This window comes from Streptococcus mitis, from assembly GCF_005844455.1.
GTDB classification, from domain to species: Bacteria; Bacillota; Bacilli; order Lactobacillales; family Streptococcaceae; genus Streptococcus; species Streptococcus mitis_BF.
In genome coordinates this window covers 1-19,921 of the sequence record NZ_SPGF01000041.1, presented here as the reverse complement: position 1 = coordinate 19,921, position 19,921 = coordinate 1, and the positions used below count along the sequence as shown (strand labels likewise).

20 protein-coding genes and 1 pseudogene are annotated in these 19,921 nt (G+C 40.7%); 17 read left to right on the top strand and 4 right to left on the bottom strand.

The genetic code is table 11. The features are described from left to right. The first annotated feature begins 247 nt into the window (after positions 1-247). Both FGQ53_RS08285 and manA read left to right on the top strand, forming a co-directional pair. The gene (locus tag FGQ53_RS08285) at positions 248-1,687 is read left to right on the top strand and encodes a 6-phospho-beta-glucosidase (RefSeq protein WP_138337667.1); all 1,440 of its coding nucleotides are present in this window, start codon (positions 248-250) and stop codon (positions 1,685-1,687) included. A gap of 120 nt (positions 1,688-1,807) precedes the next feature. Further along, on the top strand, positions 1,808-2,752 hold the full coding sequence (gene manA, locus FGQ53_RS08280; protein ID WP_138337663.1) for a mannose-6-phosphate isomerase, class I: 945 nt from the start codon (positions 1,808-1,810) through the stop codon (positions 2,750-2,752). Positions 2,753-2,792: 40 nt separating this feature from the next. Here manA and FGQ53_RS08275 read toward each other — a convergent pair whose 3' ends face one another. Beyond that, complete coding sequence (locus tag FGQ53_RS08275) at positions 2,793-4,133, bottom strand: sodium-dependent transporter (RefSeq protein ID WP_138337660.1); 1,341 nt, start codon at positions 4,131-4,133, stop codon at positions 2,793-2,795. 350 nt (positions 4,134-4,483) lie between these two features. On the opposite strand from FGQ53_RS08275, the gene FGQ53_RS08270 reads away from it, so the two are divergent. Beyond that, positions 4,484-5,224, top strand: coding sequence for a MerR family transcriptional regulator (locus FGQ53_RS08270; RefSeq protein WP_138337657.1), 741 nt, complete (start codon positions 4,484-4,486; stop codon positions 5,222-5,224). Positions 5,225-5,272: 48 nt separating this feature from the next. Here the strand turns inward: FGQ53_RS08270 and FGQ53_RS08265 are convergent. The 3 genes and pseudogenes from FGQ53_RS08265 to FGQ53_RS08250 form a co-directional block, all read right to left on the bottom strand. Continuing rightward, a protein-coding gene (locus tag FGQ53_RS08265) for an IS5 family transposase (RefSeq protein ID WP_138337654.1) occupies positions 5,273-6,078 on the bottom strand; the annotation gives its coding sequence in 2 pieces (ribosomal slippage) (positions 5,273-5,701 and positions 5,704-6,078; 804 coding nt in all). Between the two features lie 50 nt (positions 6,079-6,128). Next, positions 6,129-7,305: pseudogene (locus FGQ53_RS08255) on the bottom strand (NAD(P)/FAD-dependent oxidoreductase). A gap of 58 nt (positions 7,306-7,363) precedes the next feature. Next, on the bottom strand, positions 7,364-8,209 hold the full coding sequence (locus tag FGQ53_RS08250; protein WP_138337652.1) for a DegV family protein: 846 nt from the start codon (positions 8,207-8,209) through the stop codon (positions 7,364-7,366). Between the two features lie 124 nt (positions 8,210-8,333). Here FGQ53_RS08250 and FGQ53_RS08245 point away from each other — a divergent pair, with 124 nt between their 5' ends. The 14 genes from FGQ53_RS08245 to ftsX all read left to right on the top strand — a co-directional run bounded on the left by FGQ53_RS08245 (position 8,334) and on the right by ftsX (position 19,667). Next, positions 8,334-8,891 (top strand): TetR/AcrR family transcriptional regulator, encoded by a 558-nt coding sequence (locus tag FGQ53_RS08245; protein WP_138337649.1) that lies wholly within the window; start codon positions 8,334-8,336, stop codon positions 8,889-8,891. Between the two features lie 19 nt (positions 8,892-8,910). Then, positions 8,911-9,378, top strand: a complete 468-nt coding sequence (locus tag FGQ53_RS08240) for a deoxycytidylate deaminase (RefSeq protein WP_000136974.1) — start codon at positions 8,911-8,913, stop codon at positions 9,376-9,378. Positions 9,379-9,466: 88 nt separating this feature from the next. Further along, positions 9,467-10,096, top strand: coding sequence for a uracil phosphoribosyltransferase (gene upp / locus FGQ53_RS08235; protein ID WP_000515972.1), 630 nt, complete (start codon positions 9,467-9,469; stop codon positions 10,094-10,096). Between the two features lie 172 nt (positions 10,097-10,268). Then, on the top strand, positions 10,269-10,859 hold the full coding sequence (clpP, locus tag FGQ53_RS08230; RefSeq protein WP_138337646.1) for an ATP-dependent Clp protease proteolytic subunit ClpP: 591 nt from the start codon (positions 10,269-10,271) through the stop codon (positions 10,857-10,859). 78 nt (positions 10,860-10,937) lie between these two features. Continuing rightward, positions 10,938-11,186, top strand: a complete 249-nt coding sequence (locus FGQ53_RS08220; RefSeq protein WP_138337643.1) for a YlbG family protein — start codon at positions 10,938-10,940, stop codon at positions 11,184-11,186. Positions 11,187-11,290: 104 nt separating this feature from the next. Further along, complete coding sequence (locus FGQ53_RS08215) at positions 11,291-12,451, top strand: ABC transporter substrate-binding protein (RefSeq protein ID WP_138337641.1); 1,161 nt, start codon at positions 11,291-11,293, stop codon at positions 12,449-12,451. A gap of 116 nt (positions 12,452-12,567) precedes the next feature. Further along, positions 12,568-13,437 (top strand): branched-chain amino acid ABC transporter permease, encoded by an 870-nt coding sequence (locus FGQ53_RS08210; protein WP_138337638.1) that lies wholly within the window; start codon positions 12,568-12,570, stop codon positions 13,435-13,437. Positions 13,438-13,440: 3 nt separating this feature from the next. Then, on the top strand, positions 13,441-14,397 hold the full coding sequence (locus FGQ53_RS08205) for a branched-chain amino acid ABC transporter permease (RefSeq protein WP_101776456.1): 957 nt from the start codon (positions 13,441-13,443) through the stop codon (positions 14,395-14,397). Then, positions 14,397-15,161, top strand: coding sequence for an ABC transporter ATP-binding protein (locus FGQ53_RS08200; protein WP_138337634.1), 765 nt, complete (start codon positions 14,397-14,399; stop codon positions 15,159-15,161). The genes FGQ53_RS08205 and FGQ53_RS08200 overlap by 1 nt, the downstream gene beginning before the upstream one ends. Further along, positions 15,161-15,871, top strand: coding sequence for an ABC transporter ATP-binding protein (locus tag FGQ53_RS08195; RefSeq protein ID WP_000062200.1), 711 nt, complete (start codon positions 15,161-15,163; stop codon positions 15,869-15,871). Before FGQ53_RS08200 ends, FGQ53_RS08195 begins: the two co-directional genes overlap by 1 nt. Before the next feature lie 308 nt (positions 15,872-16,179). Beyond that, on the top strand, positions 16,180-16,836 hold the full coding sequence (locus FGQ53_RS08190; RefSeq protein WP_138337631.1) for a CBS domain-containing protein: 657 nt from the start codon (positions 16,180-16,182) through the stop codon (positions 16,834-16,836). A 106-nt stretch (positions 16,837-16,942) separates the two neighbouring features. Further along, a protein-coding gene (prfB, locus tag FGQ53_RS08185; protein ID WP_138337628.1) for a peptide chain release factor 2 occupies positions 16,943-18,038 on the top strand; the annotation gives its coding sequence in 2 pieces (ribosomal slippage) (positions 16,943-17,014 and positions 17,016-18,038; 1,095 coding nt in all). A 17-nt stretch (positions 18,039-18,055) separates the two neighbouring features. Then, positions 18,056-18,748 (top strand): cell division ATP-binding protein FtsE, encoded by a 693-nt coding sequence (gene ftsE, locus FGQ53_RS08180; protein ID WP_000022266.1) that lies wholly within the window; start codon positions 18,056-18,058, stop codon positions 18,746-18,748. Continuing rightward, on the top strand, positions 18,741-19,667 hold the full coding sequence (gene ftsX, locus FGQ53_RS08175) for a permease-like cell division protein FtsX (protein WP_138337625.1): 927 nt from the start codon (positions 18,741-18,743) through the stop codon (positions 19,665-19,667). The genes ftsE and ftsX overlap by 8 nt, the downstream gene beginning before the upstream one ends. Positions 19,668-19,921: the final 254 nt, after the last annotated feature.

Here is a 19,921-nt window from a genome sequence, read left to right as displayed (position 1 = left end):
ATACTCTTATTCAAGTGGGCTTTTATTTGTTTTATCATGGGAAATCCCTCCTTAACTATAAGTTTATCACATAAAAAAGAAACCCAAATACAGAATTGTATTTGAATTTCTTAACTTAATGACATTGTGGTTTCAGTCTTTTTTTCGTACATGTCAGCAAGTTCAGTACTAACATTCTCTAGATAGTTACCAATTTTTCGTCCCCTTTTTAGTATAATAGAAGTAATAAATCAAGTGAGGTAAAGGTATGACAGAAAATGGTCAATTTCCAGAGGGCTTCCTCTGGGGTGGTGCAACGGCAGCTAATCAATGTGAGGGAGCTTATCATTTAAACGGTCGAGGTCTGGCTAATGTCGATGTGGTACCGATTGGACCTGACCGTGAAGCAATAATCACAGGTCAGAAAAAGATGTTTTCGTTTGAGGAGGGCTATTTTTACCCAGCTAAGGAAGCTATTGATATGTACCATCATTATAAGGAAGATATCGCACTTTTTGCAGAAATGGGCTTTAAGACTTATAGACTTTCTATTGCTTGGACTCGGATTTTTCCTAAGGGAGATGAAGCAGAGCCAAATGAAGCTGGTTTGGCTTTTTATGAGGATTTGTTTAAGGAATGTCACAAATATGGGATTGAGCCTCTGGTGACCATCACGCATTTCGACTGCCCCATGCACTTAACTAGGGAGTACGGTGGTTGGCGCAATCGTCGTATGTTGGACTTTTACGCAAATCTCTGTCACACCCTCTTTACCCGTTACAAGGGCTTGGTCAAGTATTGGCTAACATTTAACGAAATCAACATGATTCTGCATGCTCCATTTTTAGGAGCTGGGATTTGTTTTGAAGATGGAGAAAATCAAGAACAGGTCAAATACCAAGTGGTTCACCATGAGCTGGTAGCCTCAGCTATGGCGACTAAAATTGCCCACGAAATTAATCCAGAAAACAAGGTTGGATGTATGTTGGCAGCAGGGCAATATTATCCTAACACCGCCCATCCGAGAGACTACTGGGCAGCCATGGAAGAAGACCGTAAGAGTTACTTTTTCATTGATGTTCAAGCGCGTGGGGAATACCCAAACTATGCCAAGAAGCAGTGGGAACGTGAGGGAATTGAGATTGAAATGACAGCAGAAGATTTGGACTTGTTGAAGAATCATACTGTTGACTTTGTTTCCTTCTCTTACTATGCGAGCCGAGTGGCCTCAGGGGATCCAGAAGTGACGAACCTGACCGCTGGAAATGTCTTTGCCTCTATCAAAAATCCTTATCTTGAATCATCAGAATGGGGATGGCAGATAGACCCACTGGGACTTCGTATCACCCTCAATGCTATATGGGATCGTTATCAAAAACCTATGTTCATCGTAGAAAATGGGCTCGGTGCTATGGATACGCCGGATGAAAATGGCTATGTAGCGGATGACTATCGGATTGCTTATCTAGAAGCCCACATCAAGGCTATGCGAGATACTATTTACCAAGATGGCGTTGAATTGCTTGGTTATACGACTTGGGGTTGTATAGATTTGGTTTCAGCTGGAACAGGCGAAATGAACAAGCGCTATGGTTTTATCTATGTGGATCGTGATAATGCAGGTCAAGGAAGTCTCAAACGGAGCAAGAAGAAATCCTTCTACTGGTACAAGGATGTCATTGCCAGCAATGGTGCAAGTATTAAGTAGAGCACATTTGTTCACTATTTTTATAAAATCTTCTCTCTACTTTATAAGATGTGAAAAAGAGTTCAATTAAATCTAGCTTTTTGCTATAATGAGAGGAGAAAAATCAGACAGGAGAAGAAGATGTCAGAACCATTATTTTTACAATCAGTTATGCAAGAAAAAATCTGGGGGGGAACCAAGCTACGTGATGAGTTTGGCTACGATATCCCAAGTGAAAAAATCGGAGAATACTGGGCTATTTCAGCCCACCCAAATGGGGTATCTAAGGTAGCCAATGGGCTCTACGAGGGAACAGACCTAGCTACTTTATATGCGGAACACCGTGAATTATTTGGCAACCGTCCAGAACCGGTATTTCCACTCTTGACCAAGATTCTCGATGCCAACGACTGGCTCAGCGTCCAAGTTCACCCAGACGATGCCTATGGACTAGAGCACGAAGGCGAGTTAGGGAAAACAGAGTGTTGGTACATCATCGCAGCAGACGAAGGTTCTGAGATTATCTATGGTCACAATGCCAAATCAAAAGAAGAACTCCGCCAGCAAATTGAGGACAAGAACTGGGATGCCTTGCTGACAAAAGTACCAGTTAAGGCTGGAGATTTCTTCTATGTACCAAGTGGTACCATGCACGCCATCGGAGCAGGTATATTAATCCTTGAAACCCAACAATCTAGCGATACCACTTACCGTGTCTATGACTTTGACCGTAAGGATGATAATGGCAACTTACGTGAACTTCATCTTGAAAAATCCATCGATGTTTTGAACATTGGCGAGCCTGCAAATAGCCGTCCTGTGACTGTCAAAGCTGATGACCTGCGTTCTACACTCCTCGTTTCTAGCGAGTTCTTCGCAGTTTACAAGTGGGAAATTACTGGAAAAGTTAACTTTGAAAAGACAGCTGACTATAGCCTGTTTAGCGTCTTAGCTGGCCAAGGTCAACTGACTGTTGAAGGAAAAAATTATCCAATCCAAAAAGGCAGCCATTTTATCCTACCAAGTGATGTTCAAGCTTGGACATTAGAAGGCCAAGGCTTGGAATTGATTGTTAGCCGTCCATAAAAAAGAAAGGGCCTGAGTTCATTACTCAAGTCCTTTTTGATTACATAAATCGGGCGATAAAGACCACAATGATGATGATAGGAATGATGAAACGAAGAAGGAAGAGCCAGACTTGGAAAAGTCCTTGTTTCCAGACTCTTTCATCAAGGTGTAATTCCTCCATAGCAAGAGCCTTTTTAAAGATATAGCCTGTAAAAAGTGAAAGGCAGAGAGCTCCAAATGGCATGAGGAGATTGGAAACCAAGAAGTCCATAGCGTCAAAGAAGGTCTTCCCAAAGATGTGAACATCCGCCATAACACCGTAAGAAAGGGCTGAAGGAATTCCAAAGACAAAGGTCAAGATTCCTAAAATAGCACTCCATTTAGCACGCTTGTTGTTGTCCTGATTGGTGATATTGCCCACATTGATTTCCAGCATCACGACAGAAGAAGTAACCGTCGCAAAGAGGAAGAGCAAGAGGAAGAGGATGTAGAAAATGGTTCCAAAAGGCATCTTGTCAAAGAGTTGAGGCAAGACGATAAAGAGCAAGCTTGGTCCCTCTTCAGACTGAATATTGAAGGCTGACATGGCTGGGAAAATAGCTAGTCCCGCCATGATGGATACCGAGATATTCATGGCTACGATGGAAATACCTGACTGGACCAGATTGGTTTTCTTGTCCAAGTAAGAAGCATAAGTTAGCATGGCTGTCACCCCTAGTGAGAGGGCAAAGAAAGATTGTCCCAGAGCATAGAGGAGACCAGCGCTAGTTAGTTTTGAAAAGTCAGGTTTGAGGAAGTAGAGAACCCCTTCCATGGCATTTGGCAAGCTGAGAGAGCGCCCGATGATAATGACAAAGATGATAAAGAGCAGGGGCATCATAACTTTCGATGCTCTTTCAATCCCTTTTTGAACTCCCTTAGATACGATAAAGATGTTGAGGAGGATAAAGAGGGCTTGGGAACCAAGAGCAATCCATGGATTTGAAATAATATCTGTGAAGAGCTGGGCATAATCACTGCTAATCCCAACTTGGAAGGCTTTAGCAATAGCGATACTTAGATAGACTAAAACCCATCCTCCGATAACACTGTAAAATGATAAGAGGATAAAGAGGGCAAAGGCACCAATCCAACCGATAAAGTTATACTTGTTATTGTTACCTAGTTTTCCAAAGGTTTTGATAGCGGAAACGCCAGCACTACGGCCAAGGGCAAATTCAGCCAGCAGGAGCGGGAAACCGATTAAAATGGTAGAAATAAGAAAGACTAGTAAAAAGCCTCCACCGCCATTAGCGGCAGTCATGTAGGGGAACTTCCAAACGGCTCCAAGTCCGATGGCTGAACCAGCAGATGCTAGGATAAAGCCTAGTTTCGAACCCCATTGCGATTTTTCAGACATAGTTAAACTCCTAAAATTAGTATTACAAAAGAAAAAGCTACTGCCCTTGGCAAATAGCCTCATAAGTACTCAAAATGAGCCTTTCTTTTGATTGATAGACTTGACTATCCTATCATGTTTTCTAATGTCTGTCAAGAAAACCATTTTCATGTTATGATAAAGTAAAAAAATTTCGCAAAAACGCTTGACTCTGACCTAAGGGGAGGGGTTATACTATCATTGTAATACTCTTCGAAAATCAAATTCAAACCACGTCAGCTTTATCTGCAACCTCAAAGCTGTGCTTTGAGCAACCTGCGGCAAGCTTACTAGTTTGCTCTTTGATTTTCATTGAGTATAAGGAGGAAATCATGTACCATATAAAAGAAGCTGCGCAGCTTTCGGGTGTCTCGGTCAAGACCCTGCACCACTACGATAAGATAGGACTTTTGGTTCCTTTAAAGTCGGAAAACGGCTATCGAACCTACAGTCAGGAGGATTTGGAACGCCTTCAGGTCATTCTGTATTACAAGTATCTAGGCTTTTCTTTAGAAAAAATAGCAGAGCTGTTAAAGGAAGAAAGGACAGATTTATTGCCCCATTTGACTAGGCAGTTGGACTATTTGACCCAAGAAAGGCAACGTCTGGATACTTTGATTTCCACCTTGCAAAAAACCATTCAAGAACAAAAAGGAGAAAGAAAAATGACGATTGAGGAAAAATTTACTGGATTTAGCTATCAAGACAATCAAAAATACCACCAAGAAGCGGTAGAAAAATATGGTCAAGAAGTCATGGATCAGGCCCTCGAGCGCCAAAGTGGTAGAGAAGATGAGGCTACGGCTGCCTTTAACCAAGTTTTTCAAGCTTTGGCTCAAAACCTTAAAAATGGACTAGCTGCAACAGCGACCGAAAACCAAGAAGAAGCAGCCAAACTCTTGCAAGCTATTCGTACTTATGGATTTGACTGCTCTATTGAGGTATTCAGTCATATCGGTAAAGGCTACGTCTACAACCCAGAGTTTAAGGAAAATATTGACAAATTTGGACCTGGAACAGCCCAGTACACATCAGATGTCATTGCCCACTATGTCCAAACTCAGACAAAATAAAATCGGAGGAGTATTCTTCCGATTTTTACTATTAGACTTCCTGCGAAACTAAAATCCTAGTCCACGGTTGATAATGCCAGCAATCAAATTCATTCGTAATCCAAACCGTTTGCGTCGATTTCGATAGGTTGTTAAAAATATTTTAAACGTTTTTACTTTGGCAAAAATATTCTCAACCTTGATTCTCTCTTTGGATAGCGCATGGTTATAGGCTTTATCTTCAAGAGTTAGTGGCTTCAGTTTGCTTGATTTCCTCGGAGTTTGCGCTTGTGAATACATCTTCATGAGTCCTTGATAACCACTGTCTGCCAAGATTTTACCAGCTTGTCCGATATTTCTGCGACTCATTTTGAACAATTTCATATCGTGGTAATAGTTCACAGCGATATCCAAAGAAACAATTCTCCCTTGGCTTGTGACAATCGCTTGAGCCTTCATAGCATGACATTTCTTTTTACCAGAATAATTGGCTAGTTGATTTTTTTAGGACGATTGATTTTTACCTCTGTTGCATCCACAATCACCGTATCCTCAGCATTAAGATGAGTTTTTGAAATCGTAAAACCACTTTGAATAAGAGTTGCTTCAACCCATTGACTCCGACGGATTAAGTTGCTTTCGTGAATGCCAAAATCAGCCGCAATTTGTTCATAAGTACGGTATTCTCGCATGTATTGAAGAGTAGCCATGAGGAGATTTTCTAAGCTTAACTTGGGAGTTCGTCCACCTTTTGCGTGTTTATGTTGATAAGCTGTTTTTAACACAGCTAACATCTCTTCAAAAGTAGTGCGCTGAACACCAACAGGGCGCTTAAATCGTACATCAGTTAATTGTTTGCTTGCTTCATAATTCATAGAATTATTGTACCATATTTTGTTTCGCAGGAAGTCTATTAAAAAATTCTTTAATCATAATGCAGGCTTCCAGCCACCCAGCCAGTGCAGAGGGCATAAGTGATGTTAAAGCCACCCGTATGGGCATTGATATCCATTACCTCGCCAGCAAAGTGGAGTCCAGGCACTAACTTACTTTCCAGAGTTTTAGGATTGATTTCCTTAAGACTGACTCCCCCTTTGGTAACAAAGGATTTGGCAAGGGACATTTTTCCGGTCATAGGAATTTTGAGGTCCTTGATAGATTGGAGAAGTTGTTCTCGTTCCTTTTCAGTCAGTTGTTTGACTTTTTCTGGATAGCCTTGCACAAAAAAATTCAGATAAACGTTCTGGTAACAAGGTTTTTAAAGCATTTTTCAAGGATTTTTCCCGATTTTCTTCTAGAAATGTAGACAAGTCATTTTCAGAAAGATGAGGCAAGACATCCAGTGAAAGGATTTCGCCACCTTTTACAAAACTAGACATACGCAGGGCAGCAGGGCCAGACAAACCAAAGTGGGTAAAAAGCAGATCGTGCGTGATGACATGCTTGCCATAGCTTAGGGTCACATCGTCTAGTGAAATTCCTTGAAGCGCCTTGTGTGGAAAATCAGTCAACAAAGGACTTTCAGCAGCCTCAAGTTCGGTAATGGTGTGTTTAAAATGACGGGCAATCTCGTGTCCAAAACCAGTCGAACCAGTAGAAGGATAGGATCTCCCACCAGTTGTGACAATGATTTTATCACAAGTGAAGATTTGGTCAGCTGATTTAAGAACAAATTGGTCATCCACCTTTTTAACCGAAACAATCTCTGTTTGAGTAGCAACTTGACCACCTAACTCAGTGATTTTATTTTCCAAGGTCTCTATAATTGTCCGAGACTTGTCACTAGCAGGAAAGACGCGTCCGTGATCTTCGACCTTAAGTTTAACCCCATTTTCCGTAAAAAAGTTAATGATATCATGGTTATCAAATTGGGAGAAGACACTGTAGAGAAAGCGCCCATTTCCAGGGATGCCAGCTAGCAGGTCGTCCAAGCTACCATTGTTGGTCACATTGCAACGTCCACCACCAGTCCCAGCTAATTTTTTTCCAAGTTTCCGATTTTTTTCGATAAGGAGGGTTTTCTGTCCATAAAAGCTACTGGAAATCGTAGCCATCATACCAGCAGGTCCTCCACCGATGACGATAGTATCAAAATGTTTCATAGCTCTATTGTACCACAAAAAAACAAGAGATGATGGTCACCTCTTGTCAAGAATGCAATTAATCAATTTCATATCCCATCAGCAAACCGCCATCTTCTGCATAGAAACTGCAGAGACCAGATGCTGGGAGAATTTTGATATCCGCTTGTGGGAAGGTTTCACGGATTCGCTCTGAGAGCTGTTGGCAACATTTCTCGTTATTGCGTTGGGCCATGATAATACGGTCACCAGCATATCCAGCCTTCACCAACTCTTCATAGGCTGCTTGAACTGCTTTCTTTGGACCTCTTGCTTTTTGTAGCAATTCGAGGGTTCCAGTTTCACTAGCTTCTCCAACCATACGGATATTGAGAAGGCCAACGACTGTACCGATAAGCTTGCTCAAACGGCCGTTCTTCACCAAGTTATCGACTTTGGCTAGGACAAAAAGTAACTTGGTTTTTTCTTGATAAGCAGTGATAGCTTCAACCACTTCTTCAAAAGACAAGCCCTGGTCAATCAAGTCATTCAATTTTTCTACGAGCAAGTCAACTTCCCCGCCAGCAGACAAACTATCAATTACATGAATCTTAGTGTCAGGATGTTCTTCCAGATAAATATTCTTGGCTAGTTGAGCACTATTGTGGCTGCCAGAAAGAGTACCAGTGAGGGTTACCAAGAAAATGTTTTTGGCACCTTCAAATGCTCGCAAATAATCATCTGGGCTTGGACAAGCTGATTTTGAAGCTTCTGCAGTTGCATACATGGTTTCCATCATTTGGTCAATGTCAAGACTGGCATCATCAACAAAGACCTGATCAGCTACTTGAATGGTTAAGGGAACACTTACAAAGGTTGTGTCAATAGCTGGTGTTGCCAGCTGACGATAATCACAACCAGAGTCAGCAATAATCTTCCAAGTCATAGAAATTCTCCATCTTTGTCAGTTATACATTGACAAAGGTTCTGTCTTTTTTTACAATTATATCATGAAAACCCTTGAAACAAAAGCCTCATCCGTCTGTTGTGACAAGTAGAAAGAAAATGTTATGTCTGAACGTAGAATCTCTGAAAAGTCTCTTGAAAATCTCAGAAAATCAAACCAAGAATCCAATTTATTAACCAGAGAAGCCATTGAAACGGCCCTCTTGCAACTCTTGGAAAAAAAGGATCTGACCAAGATTAGTATTTCTGAATTGGTCAAGCGTGCAGGCGTTTCGCGTGCGGCCTTTTATCGCAATTATGATTCCAAAGAGGAGATTTTAGAAAGCGTCTTTAAACGGAGTGTCCACAATATTATGGAACAGCTGCATCATTATGATTTAAAGACAGACCTCTATTTGGTCTGGGTTCACCTTTTCCGGGAGGCCAGAAAGGAAGCCAGAGTGATTCAATTGGCCTTGGATTACCATCTGGAAAAAATCTTTGTCCAAGCCATGCAGGAATTTTTAGAAAAATACTATGGAAAATCAAAAGGTGTCAGCTCTTATCTTCATTCCTTCTGGAGTTCAGCCATCGTCTCTGTCCTCCTCAAATGGATCAAGGATGGTATGAAGGTACCAGCTGAAAAGATTGCGGACTTACGGTTACCATTTTTTAAAAAATAGAGAAAAAAGGAGAAGAGATATGACTGAAAAAAGACTAGCCTGGGATGAGTATTTTGCAGCCCAAGCCCTACTGATTGCCAATCGTTCCACTTGTAAACGTGCCAAAGTGGGCGCAATTCTGGTAAAGGATAATAAGGTTATTTCCACTGGTTACAATGGTTCGGTGTCAGGAACTGAGCATTGTATTGACCACGAATGTCTGGTCATTGAAGGACACTGTGTTCGCACCCTTCACGCTGAGGTTAATGCCATTCTCCAAGGTGCTGAACGTGGTGTTCCTAAAGGTTTTACAGCCTATGTGACACACTTTCCTTGTCTGAATTGCACGAAACAATTGCTGCAGGTTGGTTGCAAGCGCGTGGTCTATATCAACCAGTACCGAATGGATGACTATGCCCAATACCTTTATCAAGAAAAAGGGACAGAATTGACCCATCTACCACTTGAGACAGTACAGGAAGCTCTTAAAGAGGCAGATTTAATGTAAAAATTATCAAAAATAAATGGTTTAGAAAGATTTTTAAACCGTTTTTTGGTATAATAAGAAGAATAAATTGAAAGAAGGAATTCCAAAAATGGGAAAAATTGAAGTTATTAATCATCCACTGATTCAACACAAATTGTCAATCTTGCGTCGTACAGATACTTCTACAAAAGCTTTCCGTGAGCTAGTAGATGAGATTGCAATGTTGATGGGGTATGAAGTACTTCGTGATCTTCCACTAGAAGATGTGGAAATCGAAACACCAATTACAAAAACAGTTCAAAAACAATTGGCAGGTAAGAAATTGGCTATCGTTCCAATCTTGCGTGCAGGTATCGGGATGGTTGATGGTCTCTTGAACTTGGTTCCAGCTGCTAAAGTTGGTCACATCGGTATGTACCGTGATGAAGAAACGCTTCAACCAGTTGAATACTTGGTGAAATTGCCTGAGGACATTGACCAACGTCAAATTTTTGTCGTAGATCCAATGTTGGCAACAGGTGGATCAGCAATTTTGGCTGTTGATTCCCTTAAAAAACGTGGCGCATCAAATATCAAATTTGTCTGCCTTGTATCTGCTCCAGAAGGTGTTAAAGCCCTTCAAGAAGCTCATCCAGATGTAGAAATCTTTACAGCAGCCTTGGATGAACGTTTGAACGAACACGGCTATATCGTTCCAGGTCTTGGAGATGCTGGAGACCGCTTGTTCGGTACAAAATAAAATTAAAAAGAGATTGACTTGGAAAAGGATTTCCAGTCGTGAAAGGAGGTTGAGTTTTTGTTTCTGTCTGATGAAAACAGAGCAAAAATTTGACCTTTTTTGACCAATGTATTATAATAGTCTTATCTTCAGTCATTTGACCAACAAAAATAAAACTCAAAAGGAGAAATGAATGATTCCTGTAGTTATTGAACAAACAAGCCGTGGAGAACGTTCCTATGATATTTACTCACGTCTACTAAAAGATCGTATCATCATGTTGACTGGACCAGTTGAAGACAACATGGCCAACTCCGTTATTGCCCAATTGCTCTTCTTGGATGCCCAAGACAGTACAAAAGATATTTACCTTTATGTAAATACTCCGGGTGGTTCTGTTTCAGCCGGTTTGGCAATCGTTGATACCATGAACTTTATCAAGGCAGATGTCCAAACCATTGTTATGGGAATGGCCGCATCTATGGGAACAGTCATCGCATCAAGTGGAGCAAAAGGCAAACGTTTCATGCTTCCAAATGCCGAATACATGATCCACCAACCAATGGGTGGTACAGGTGGTGGTACACAGCAAACAGATATGGCGATTGCTGCTGAACACTTGCTTAAAACTCGTAAGACTTTGGAGCAAATTCTTGCAGATAATTCTGGTAAAACAGTTGAGCAAATCCATGCAGATGCAGAACGCGATAACTGGATGAGCGCCCAAGAAACACTTGAATATGGCTTTATTGATGAAATCATGGCCAACAATTCATTGAATTAATGATGAAAGAAGGCAAACTCGACTGGGTTTGCTTTTTTTGGTATAATAGGGAGAGATTTCTTAGAAAGAGGATTTATCATGTTTGAAAAAGTCAATCGATCTGGCTTGATTATCTATCTTTACTATAATCGTGATGCCAAAAAATTGCAGGATTATGGAGATATTACCTATCATTCCAAGAAACATCGTTACTTACAACTCTATGTTCCAACTCAAGAAGTGGAGCAATTGATCGGACACTTGAGTAAGGAAAAATTTATAAAAAAAGTCAGAGTTTGTCATATCCAAGAGCTGGAAACACCCTTTGTGGGCAATCTTTATCGATAGGAAAACGTTATCATCAAAAAAGTTCAAGAAAAGTGTTGACAATTTTCTGATAATTCGGTATATTCTTAATATGCCATTTGTTTAAGAAATAAGGAGACAAAAATATGAAGAAAAAATTTTCCCTATCGTTTGTGGCGCTTGCAAGTGTAGCACTTCTTGCAGCCTGTGGAGAAGTGAAGTCTGGAGCGTCAAATGCTGCTGGTAACTCAGTAGATGAAAAGACAATCAAAATCGGATTTAACTTCGAAGAATCAGGTTCTTTAGCAGCCTATGGAACAACTGAACAAAAAGGTGCCCAATTGGCCGTTGATGAAATCAATGCTGCAGGTGGTATCGATGGAAAACAAATCGAAGTAGTCGATAAAGATAATAAGTCCGAAACAGCTGAGGCGGCTTCAGTAACAACTAACCTTGTAACCCAATCTAAAGTATCAGCAGTCGTAGGGCCTGCGACATCTGGTGCGACTGCAGCTGCGGTAGCGAACGCTACAAAAGCAGGTGTTCCATTGATCTCACCAAGTGCGACTCAAGATGGATTGACTAAAGGTCAAGATTACCTCTTTATCGGAACTTTCCAAGATAGCTTCCAAGGAAAAATTATCTCAAACTATGTTTCTGATAAATTGCAAGCTAAGAAAGTTGTTCTTTACACTGACAATGCTAGTGACTATGCTAAAGGTATTGCCAAAGCCTTCCGTGAAGCTTATAAAGGTGAAATCGTTGCAGATGAAACTTTCGTAGCAGGTGACACAGACTTCCAAGCAGCACTTACAAAAATGAAAGGAAAAGATTTTGATGCTATCGTTGTTCCTGGCTACTATAATGAAGCTGGTAAAATTGTAAACCAAGCGCGTGGTATGGGAATTGACAAACCAATCGTTGGTGGTGATGGATTTAACGGTGAAGAGTTTGTACAACAAGCAACTGCTGAAAAAGCATCAAACATTTACTTTATCTCAGGCTTCTCAACTACTGTAGAAGTTTCAGCTAAAGCAAAAGCTTTCCTTGATGCTTACCGTGCTAAGTACAACGAAGAGCCTTCAACATTTGCAGCCTTGGCTTATGACTCAGTTCACCTTGTAGCAAATGCAGCAAAAGGTGCTAAAAACTCAGGTGAGATCAAGGATAACCTTGCTAAAACAAAAGATTTTGAAGGTGTAACTGGTCAAACAAGCTTCGATGCAGACCATAACACAGTCAAAACTGCTTACATGATGATCATGAACAATGGTAAGGTTGAAGCAGCAGAAGTTGTAAAACCATAATAGAAAAATGTTGAAATAGGGAATGAGCCTCGTACTCACTCCCTGTTTCGATGTTTAAGAACCTATCAAAAAGTGAGGGAAAACCCTCGGAATTATAAATAGAAAGAGTGAATCTTATGCTCCAACAACTAGTAAATGGTTTGATTCTAGGTAGTGTATACGCGCTGTTAGCCCTAGGATATACCATGGTTTACGGAATTATCAAGCTCATCAACTTCGCCCACGGTGATATTTATATGATGGGAGCCTTTATCGGTTATTTCTTGATTAATTCTTTCCAAATGAATTTTTTTGTAGCGCTTATTGTAGCTATGCTAGCGACAGCTATTCTTGGTGTCGTGATTGAGTCCCTTGCTTACCGACCTTTGCGTCACTCTACTCGTATTGCTGTTTTGATTACAGCTATTGGGGTTTCCTTCCTATTGGAGTATGGGATGGTCTATCTGGTTGGTGCCAATACTCGTGCCTTCCCTCAAGCGATTCAGACAGTTCGCTATGATTTGGGACCAATTAGCTTAACGAATGTACAGTTAATGATTTTGGTCATTTCCTTGATCTTGATGATTTTGTTACAAGTCATTGTCCAAAAGACTAAGATGGGGAAAGCCATGCGTGCAGTATCAGTAGATAGCGATGCGGCGCAATTGATGGGGATCAATGTAAACCGTACTATCAGCTTTACTTTCGCTTTGGGTTCAGCTCTTGCGGGTGCGGCTGGTGTTCTGATTGCCCTCTATTATAACTCTCTTGAGCCTTTGATGGGGGTTACTCCAGGTCTTAAATCTTTCGTTGCCGCAGTACTTGGTGGTATCGGAATTATTCCTGGTGCAGCGCTTGGTGGCTTTGTAATTGGTCTATTGGAAACCTTTGCGACAGCCTTTGGAATGTCAGACTTCCGCGATGCCATTGTTTATGGAATCTTGTTGTTGATCTTGATTGTCCGCCCAGCTGGTATCCTTGGTAAAAATGTGAAAGAGAAGGTGTAAACGATGAAGGAAAATTTAAAAGTTAATATTCTATGGTTACTCCTTTTGTTAGCTGGTTATGGCTTGATTAGTGTACTGGTTTCAGTCGGAGTACTCAACCTATTCTATGTACAGATTTTACAACAAATTGGAATTAATATTATTCTGGCTGTTGGTCTCAACTTAATCGTTGGTTTTTCTGGACAATTTTCACTCGGGCATGCTGGTTTCATGGCGATTGGTGCCTATGCAGCAGCAATTATTGGTTCTAAATCACCAACTTACGGTGCTTTCTTTGGAGCTATGCTTGTAGGGGCTTTGCTTTCAGGAGCGGTTGCCTTACTTGTCGGAATTCCAACCTTGCGTTTGAAGGGAGACTATCTTGCGGTAGCGACTCTAGGTGTTTCTGAAATTATCCGTATCTTTATCATCAATGGTGGAAGCCTTACAAATGGTGCGGCAGGTATCTTGGGAATTCCTAACTTTACAACTTGGCCAATGGTTTACTTCTTTGTCGTAATTACAACCATTGCAACCTTGAACTTCTTACGAAGCCCAATTGGACGTTCAACCCTCTCCGTTCGTGAGGATGAAATTGCTGCTGAGTCAGTTGGGGTTAATACGACTAAAATTAAAATTATCGCTTTTGTCTTTGGTGCCATTACTGCAAGTATTGCAGGATCACTTCAGGCAGGATTTATCGGCTCTGTTGTACCGAAAGACTACACCTTCATCAACTCAATCAACGTATTGATTATTGTTGTATTTGGTGGACTTGGTTCCATTACAGGTGCCATCGTTTCAGCTATTGTTCTTGGAATTTTGAATATGCTTCTCCAAGATGTTGCTAGTGTGCGTATGATTATTTACGCTTTGGCCTTGGTATTGGTAATGATTTTCAGACCAGGTGGACTCCTTGGAACATGGGAATTGAGTCTATCACGTTTCTTTAAAAAATCTAAAAAGGAGGAACAAAACTAATGGCATTACTTGAAGTAAAACAGTTAACCAAACATTTTGGCGGTCTAACAGCTGTTGGAGATGTGACTCTTGAATTGAACGAAGGGGAACTGGTTGGACTAATCGGTCCAAATGGAGCTGGGAAAACCACTCTTTTCAACCTCTTGACGGGTGTTTATGAACCAAGCGAGGGAACAGTTACCCTTGATGGTCACCTTTTAAATGGGAAGTCACCTTATAAGATTGCTTCTTTGGGACTTGGACGTACTTTCCAAAACATTCGTCTCTTTAAAGATTTAACAGTTTTGGACAATGTTTTGATTGCTTTTGGCAACCATCACAAACAACATGTTTTTGCTAGTTTCTTACGCTTACCAGCTTTTTACAAGAGTGAAAAAGACTTAAAGGCTAAGGCTTTGGAATTGTTGAAAATCTTTGATTTAGATGGTGATGCAGAAACTCTTGCTAAAAATCTTGCCTACGGACAACAACGTCGTTTGGAAATTGTTCGTGCCCTCGCTACGGAACCTAAAATTCTCTTTTTGGATGAACCAGCCGCAGGTATGAATCCGCAGGAAACTGCTGAATTGACTGAGTTAATTCGTCGTATCAAAGATGAATTTAAGATTACGATCATGCTGATTGAACACGATATGAATCTGGTCATGGAAGTAACAGAACGTATCTATGTACTTGAATACGGTCGTTTGATTGCTCAGGGAACTCCAGACGAAATTAAGACCAATAAACGCGTTATCGAAGCTTATCTAGGAGGTGAAGCCTAATGTCTATGTTAAAAGTTGATAATCTTTCTGTGCATTACGGCATGATCCAAGCAGTCCGTGATGTAAGCTTTGAAGTTAATGAAGGAGAAGTTGTTTCCCTTATCGGTGCTAATGGTGCAGGTAAGACAACCATTCTCCGTACCTTGTCTGGTTTGGTTAGACCAAGTTCTGGAAAGATTGAATTTTTAGGTCAAGAAATCCAAAAAATGCCAGCTCAGAAAATCGTAGCAGGTGGGCTTTCACAAGTTCCAGAAGGACGCCACGTCTTTCCTGGCTTGACTGTTATGGAAAATCTAGAAATGGGAGCTTTCTTAAAGAAAAATCGTGAAGAAAATCAAGCTAACTTGAAGAAAGTTTTTTCACGTTTCCCACGTCTTGAGGAGCGCAAGAACCAAGATGCAGCCACTCTTTCAGGGGGGGAACAACAAATGCTTGCCATGGGGCGTGCTCTTATGTCAACACCAAAACTTCTTCTCTTAGATGAACCATCAATGGGACTTGCCCCAATCTTTATCCAAGAGATTTTTGATATCATTCAAGATATTCAGAAGCAAGGAACAACCGTCCTCTTGATTGAACAAAATGCCAATAAGGCACTCGCAATCTCTGACCGAGGTTATGTACTGGAAACAGGAAAAATCGTTCTATCAGGAACAGGAAAAGAACTCGCCTCATCAGAAGAAGTCAGAAAAGCATATCTAGGTGGCTAAAAAGGTCCGGGGGACCTTTTTAGTCGGCAGATGAAGATTGCGAAGCAAACATCGCATAGTCTGGGAGACTAGTTTAGGTTGCGGATAGAGATTGCGAAGCAATTCTCATCTGCACTGGAAGGTTAGCTTCTGATAATTGAAATAAAATCGAATGAAGCGTACCTATCCTTCATTCACAGAGCTCAATTTTAGAGCTCTTTTTACTAGCTTATTCATACTTTTCTGAATTTTGAAAAAGAAATGTAAGCGTTTGATAGATTTGCAAAAAGATTGTATAATAGGGATAAGCATAGAAAAGGAGAAGTCTCATGGCAGTTAAAGATTTTATGACCCGCAAGGTAGTTTATATTAGTCCAGATACAACAGTATCTCATGCAGCAGATTTAATGAGAGAGCAAGGATTGCACCGCTTGCCTGTTATCGAAAATGATCAATTGGTTGGTTTGGTGACTGAGGGAACCATTGCGCAAGCTAGTCCATCAAAAGCAACCAGTCTTTCTATCTATGAGATGAATTATCTTCTAAATAAGACAAAAGTAAAAGATGTCATGATTCGCGATGTTGTCACTGTTTCAGGCTATGCGAGTCTAGAGGATGCAACTTATCTGATGTTGAAAAACAAGATTGGTATTCTTCCTGTCGTAGATAATCATCAAGTATACGGAGTTATTACGGACCGTGACGTTTTCCAAGCCTTTCTTGAAATTGCTGGTTATGGTGAAGAAGGAATTCGTGTGCGCTTTGTTACAGAAGATGAAGTTGGTGTCCTCGGAAAGATTGTTTCTTTGATTGCAGAAGAAAATTTGAATATCTCGCATACAGTCAATATTCCGCGTAAAGATGGTAAGGTGATTATCGAAGTTCAAATCGATGGCTCAATTGATTTACCAGCCTTGAAAGAAAAATTTGAATCAGATAATATTCAAGTAGAAGAAATTACTCGTACTTCAGCAAAGGTCTTGTAAGAAGGGAAGCCGAAAGGCTTCTTTTTTCATGAAAAGGGATTAGAGCAAAAGATGGAAAGAAATGATAAAATATGCTATAATGAAATGATGTAAAAAAGGAGTATTTATGGACATTTCAGTAATTCGTCAGAAAATTGACGCAAATCGTGAAAAATTAGCTTCTTTCAGGGGGTCTCTTTGACCTTGAAGGCCTAGAGGAAGAGATTGCCATCTTGGAAAACAAGATGACTGAACCTGATTTTTGGAACGATAATATCGCGGCCCAAAAAACGTCGCAAGAATTAAATGAATTAAAAAACACCTACAACACCTTCCACAAAATGGAAGAGTTGCAGGATGAAGTCGAAATTTTATTAGACTTTTTAGCTGAAGATGAGTCGGTGCATGAAGAATTGGTAACGCAGTTATCTGAACTTGATAAGATGATGACCAGCTACGAGATGACCCTTCTCTTGTCGGAACCTTATGACCATAATAATGCCATCTTGGAAATCCATCCAGGTTCTGGTGGTACTGAGGCTCAGGACTGGGGTGATATGCTGCTTCGTATGTATACTCGTTATGGTAATGCTAAAGGCTTTAAAGTAGAAGTCTTGGATTATCAAGCTGGTGATGAGGCTGGTATTAAGTCGGTAACCTTATCATTTGAGGGACCTAATGCCTATGGCCTTCTCAAGTCGGAAATGGGAGTTCACCGTTTGGTCCGTATCTCGCCATTTGACTCTGCCAAACGTCGCCATACCTCTTTCACATCTGTAGAAGTGATGCCGGAGTTGGATGATACCATTGAAGTGGAAATCCGTGAAGATGACATCAAGATGGATACTTTCCGTTCAGGTGGTGCTGGTGGACAAAACGTCAATAAGGTTTCAACAGGTGTGCGTTTGACCCACATTCCAACTGGAATTGTTGTCCAATCAACAGTGGATCGTACCCAGTATGGAAATAGAGATCGTGCCATGAAGATGTTGCAGGCTAAGCTCTATCAAATGGAGCAAGAAAAGAAAGCTGCGGAAGTTGATTCCCTCAAAGGTGAGAAAAAGGAAATCACATGGGGAAGCCAAATCCGTTCTTATGTATTCACACCTTATACTATGGTAAAAGATCACCGAACTAGCTTTGAAGTTGCTCAGGTAGATAAGGTTATGGATGGGGACCTAGATGGTTTTATCGATGCCTATCTCAAGTGGCGAATTAGCTAAGAAAGAAAGGAAGTCACATGTCAATCATTGAAATGAGAGATGTCGTCAAAAAATACGACAACGGAACGACTGCCCTACGCGGTGTTTCGGTTAGTGTTCAACCGGGGGAATTTGCTTACATCGTAGGACCTTCAGGAGCAGGGAAGTCAACCTTCATTCGTTCTCTATATCGTGAAGTAAAAATCGATAAAGGAAGCCTATCAGTTGCTGGTTTTAATCTGGTTAAAATTAAAAAGAAAGATGTCCCGCTTCTACGTCGTAGTGTTGGGGTTGTCTTCCAAGACTATAAACTCTTGCCAAAGAAAACGGTCTATGAAAATATTGCTTACGCTATGGAAGTAATCGGGGAAAATCGCCGTAATATCAAAAAACGTGTGATGGAAGTTTTGGACTTGGTTGGGTTGAAGCACAAGGTTCGTTCTTTCCCAAATGAGCTCTCAGGTGGAGAGCAACAGCGGATTGCGATTGCACGTGCCATTGTAAATAATCCCAAAGTATTGATTGCGGACGAACCAACAGGGAACTTGGATCCAGATAATTCATGGGAAATTATGAATTTGCTGGAACGCATCAATCTCCAAGGTACAACTGTCTTGATGGCGACCCACAATAGTCAGATTGTAAATACGTTGCGCCACCGTGTCATTGCCATTGAAAATGGCCGTGTCGTTCGTGACGAAGCTAAAGGAGAATATGGATACGATGATTAGTAGATTTTTTCGTCATTTATTTGAATCATTAAAAAGTTTGAAGCGAAATGGCTGGATGACAGTAGCTGCTGTCAGTTCTGTTATGATTACTTTGACCTTGGTTGCAATATTTGCATCTGTTATCTTTAATACGGCTAAACTAGCTACAGATATTGAAAATAATGTCCGAGTAATGGTATACATTCGTAAGGACGTAGCTGATAATAGTGAGACTATTGAAAAAGAAGGCCAAACTGTTACTAATAATGATTACCACAAGGTATACGATGCTTTGAAAGGTATGTCAATCGTTAAAAGCGTTACCTTCTCAAGTAAAGAAGAACAGTACGAGAAACTAACGGAAACAATGGGTGACGATTGGAAGGTCTTTGAAGGGGATGCAAACCCTCTCTATGATGCTTATATAGTAGATACCAATACACCAAGTGATGTAAAGACGGTAGCAGAAGAAGCTAAGAAAATTGAAGGTGTGTCAGAAGTTCAGGATGGTGGTGCCAATACAGAACGCTTGTTCAAGTTGGCTTCATTTATTCGCGTCTGGGGACTTGTTATCGCTGGATTATTGATTTTCATTGCAGTCTTCTTGATTTCTAATACTATACGTATTACCATTATTTCTCGCAGTCGCGAAATTCAAATCATGCGCTTGGTTGGTGCTAAGAACAGTTATATTCGTGGACCTTTCTTACTTGAAGGTGCCTTCATTGGTTTGCTTGGAGCAACTGCACCATCAGTGTTGGTCTTTATTGTTTATCGAATGGTTTATCAATCTGTCAATAAGTCATTGGTAGGTCAAAATCTTTCTATGATTGCACCGGAGGTATTTACTCCTCTGATGATTGCCCTATTATTTGTGATTGGGATTTTCATTGGTTCACTGGGATCAGGAATTTCTATGCGCCGATTCTTGAAGATTTAGGTAGACTAGCTACTTTTATGAGGAGATTAAATGCTCCTTTTTTGCTACAAAAATGGCGAATTTCAAGTTCAAGTTAGCCATCCAGAAGAAATTCTCTGGGTGACTTGTAGTTCAAGCATTTTTTAGGATAGTTATTAATCCAATTTTCGATTAAGGAGGTTGGGCAAAAACTAGCTCCTAAATAAAACCACACAGTGATTCCAGTCTTGAATATAATCAAGCTGAAAGAAACACTGTGTGGTTTTTGAATAGTG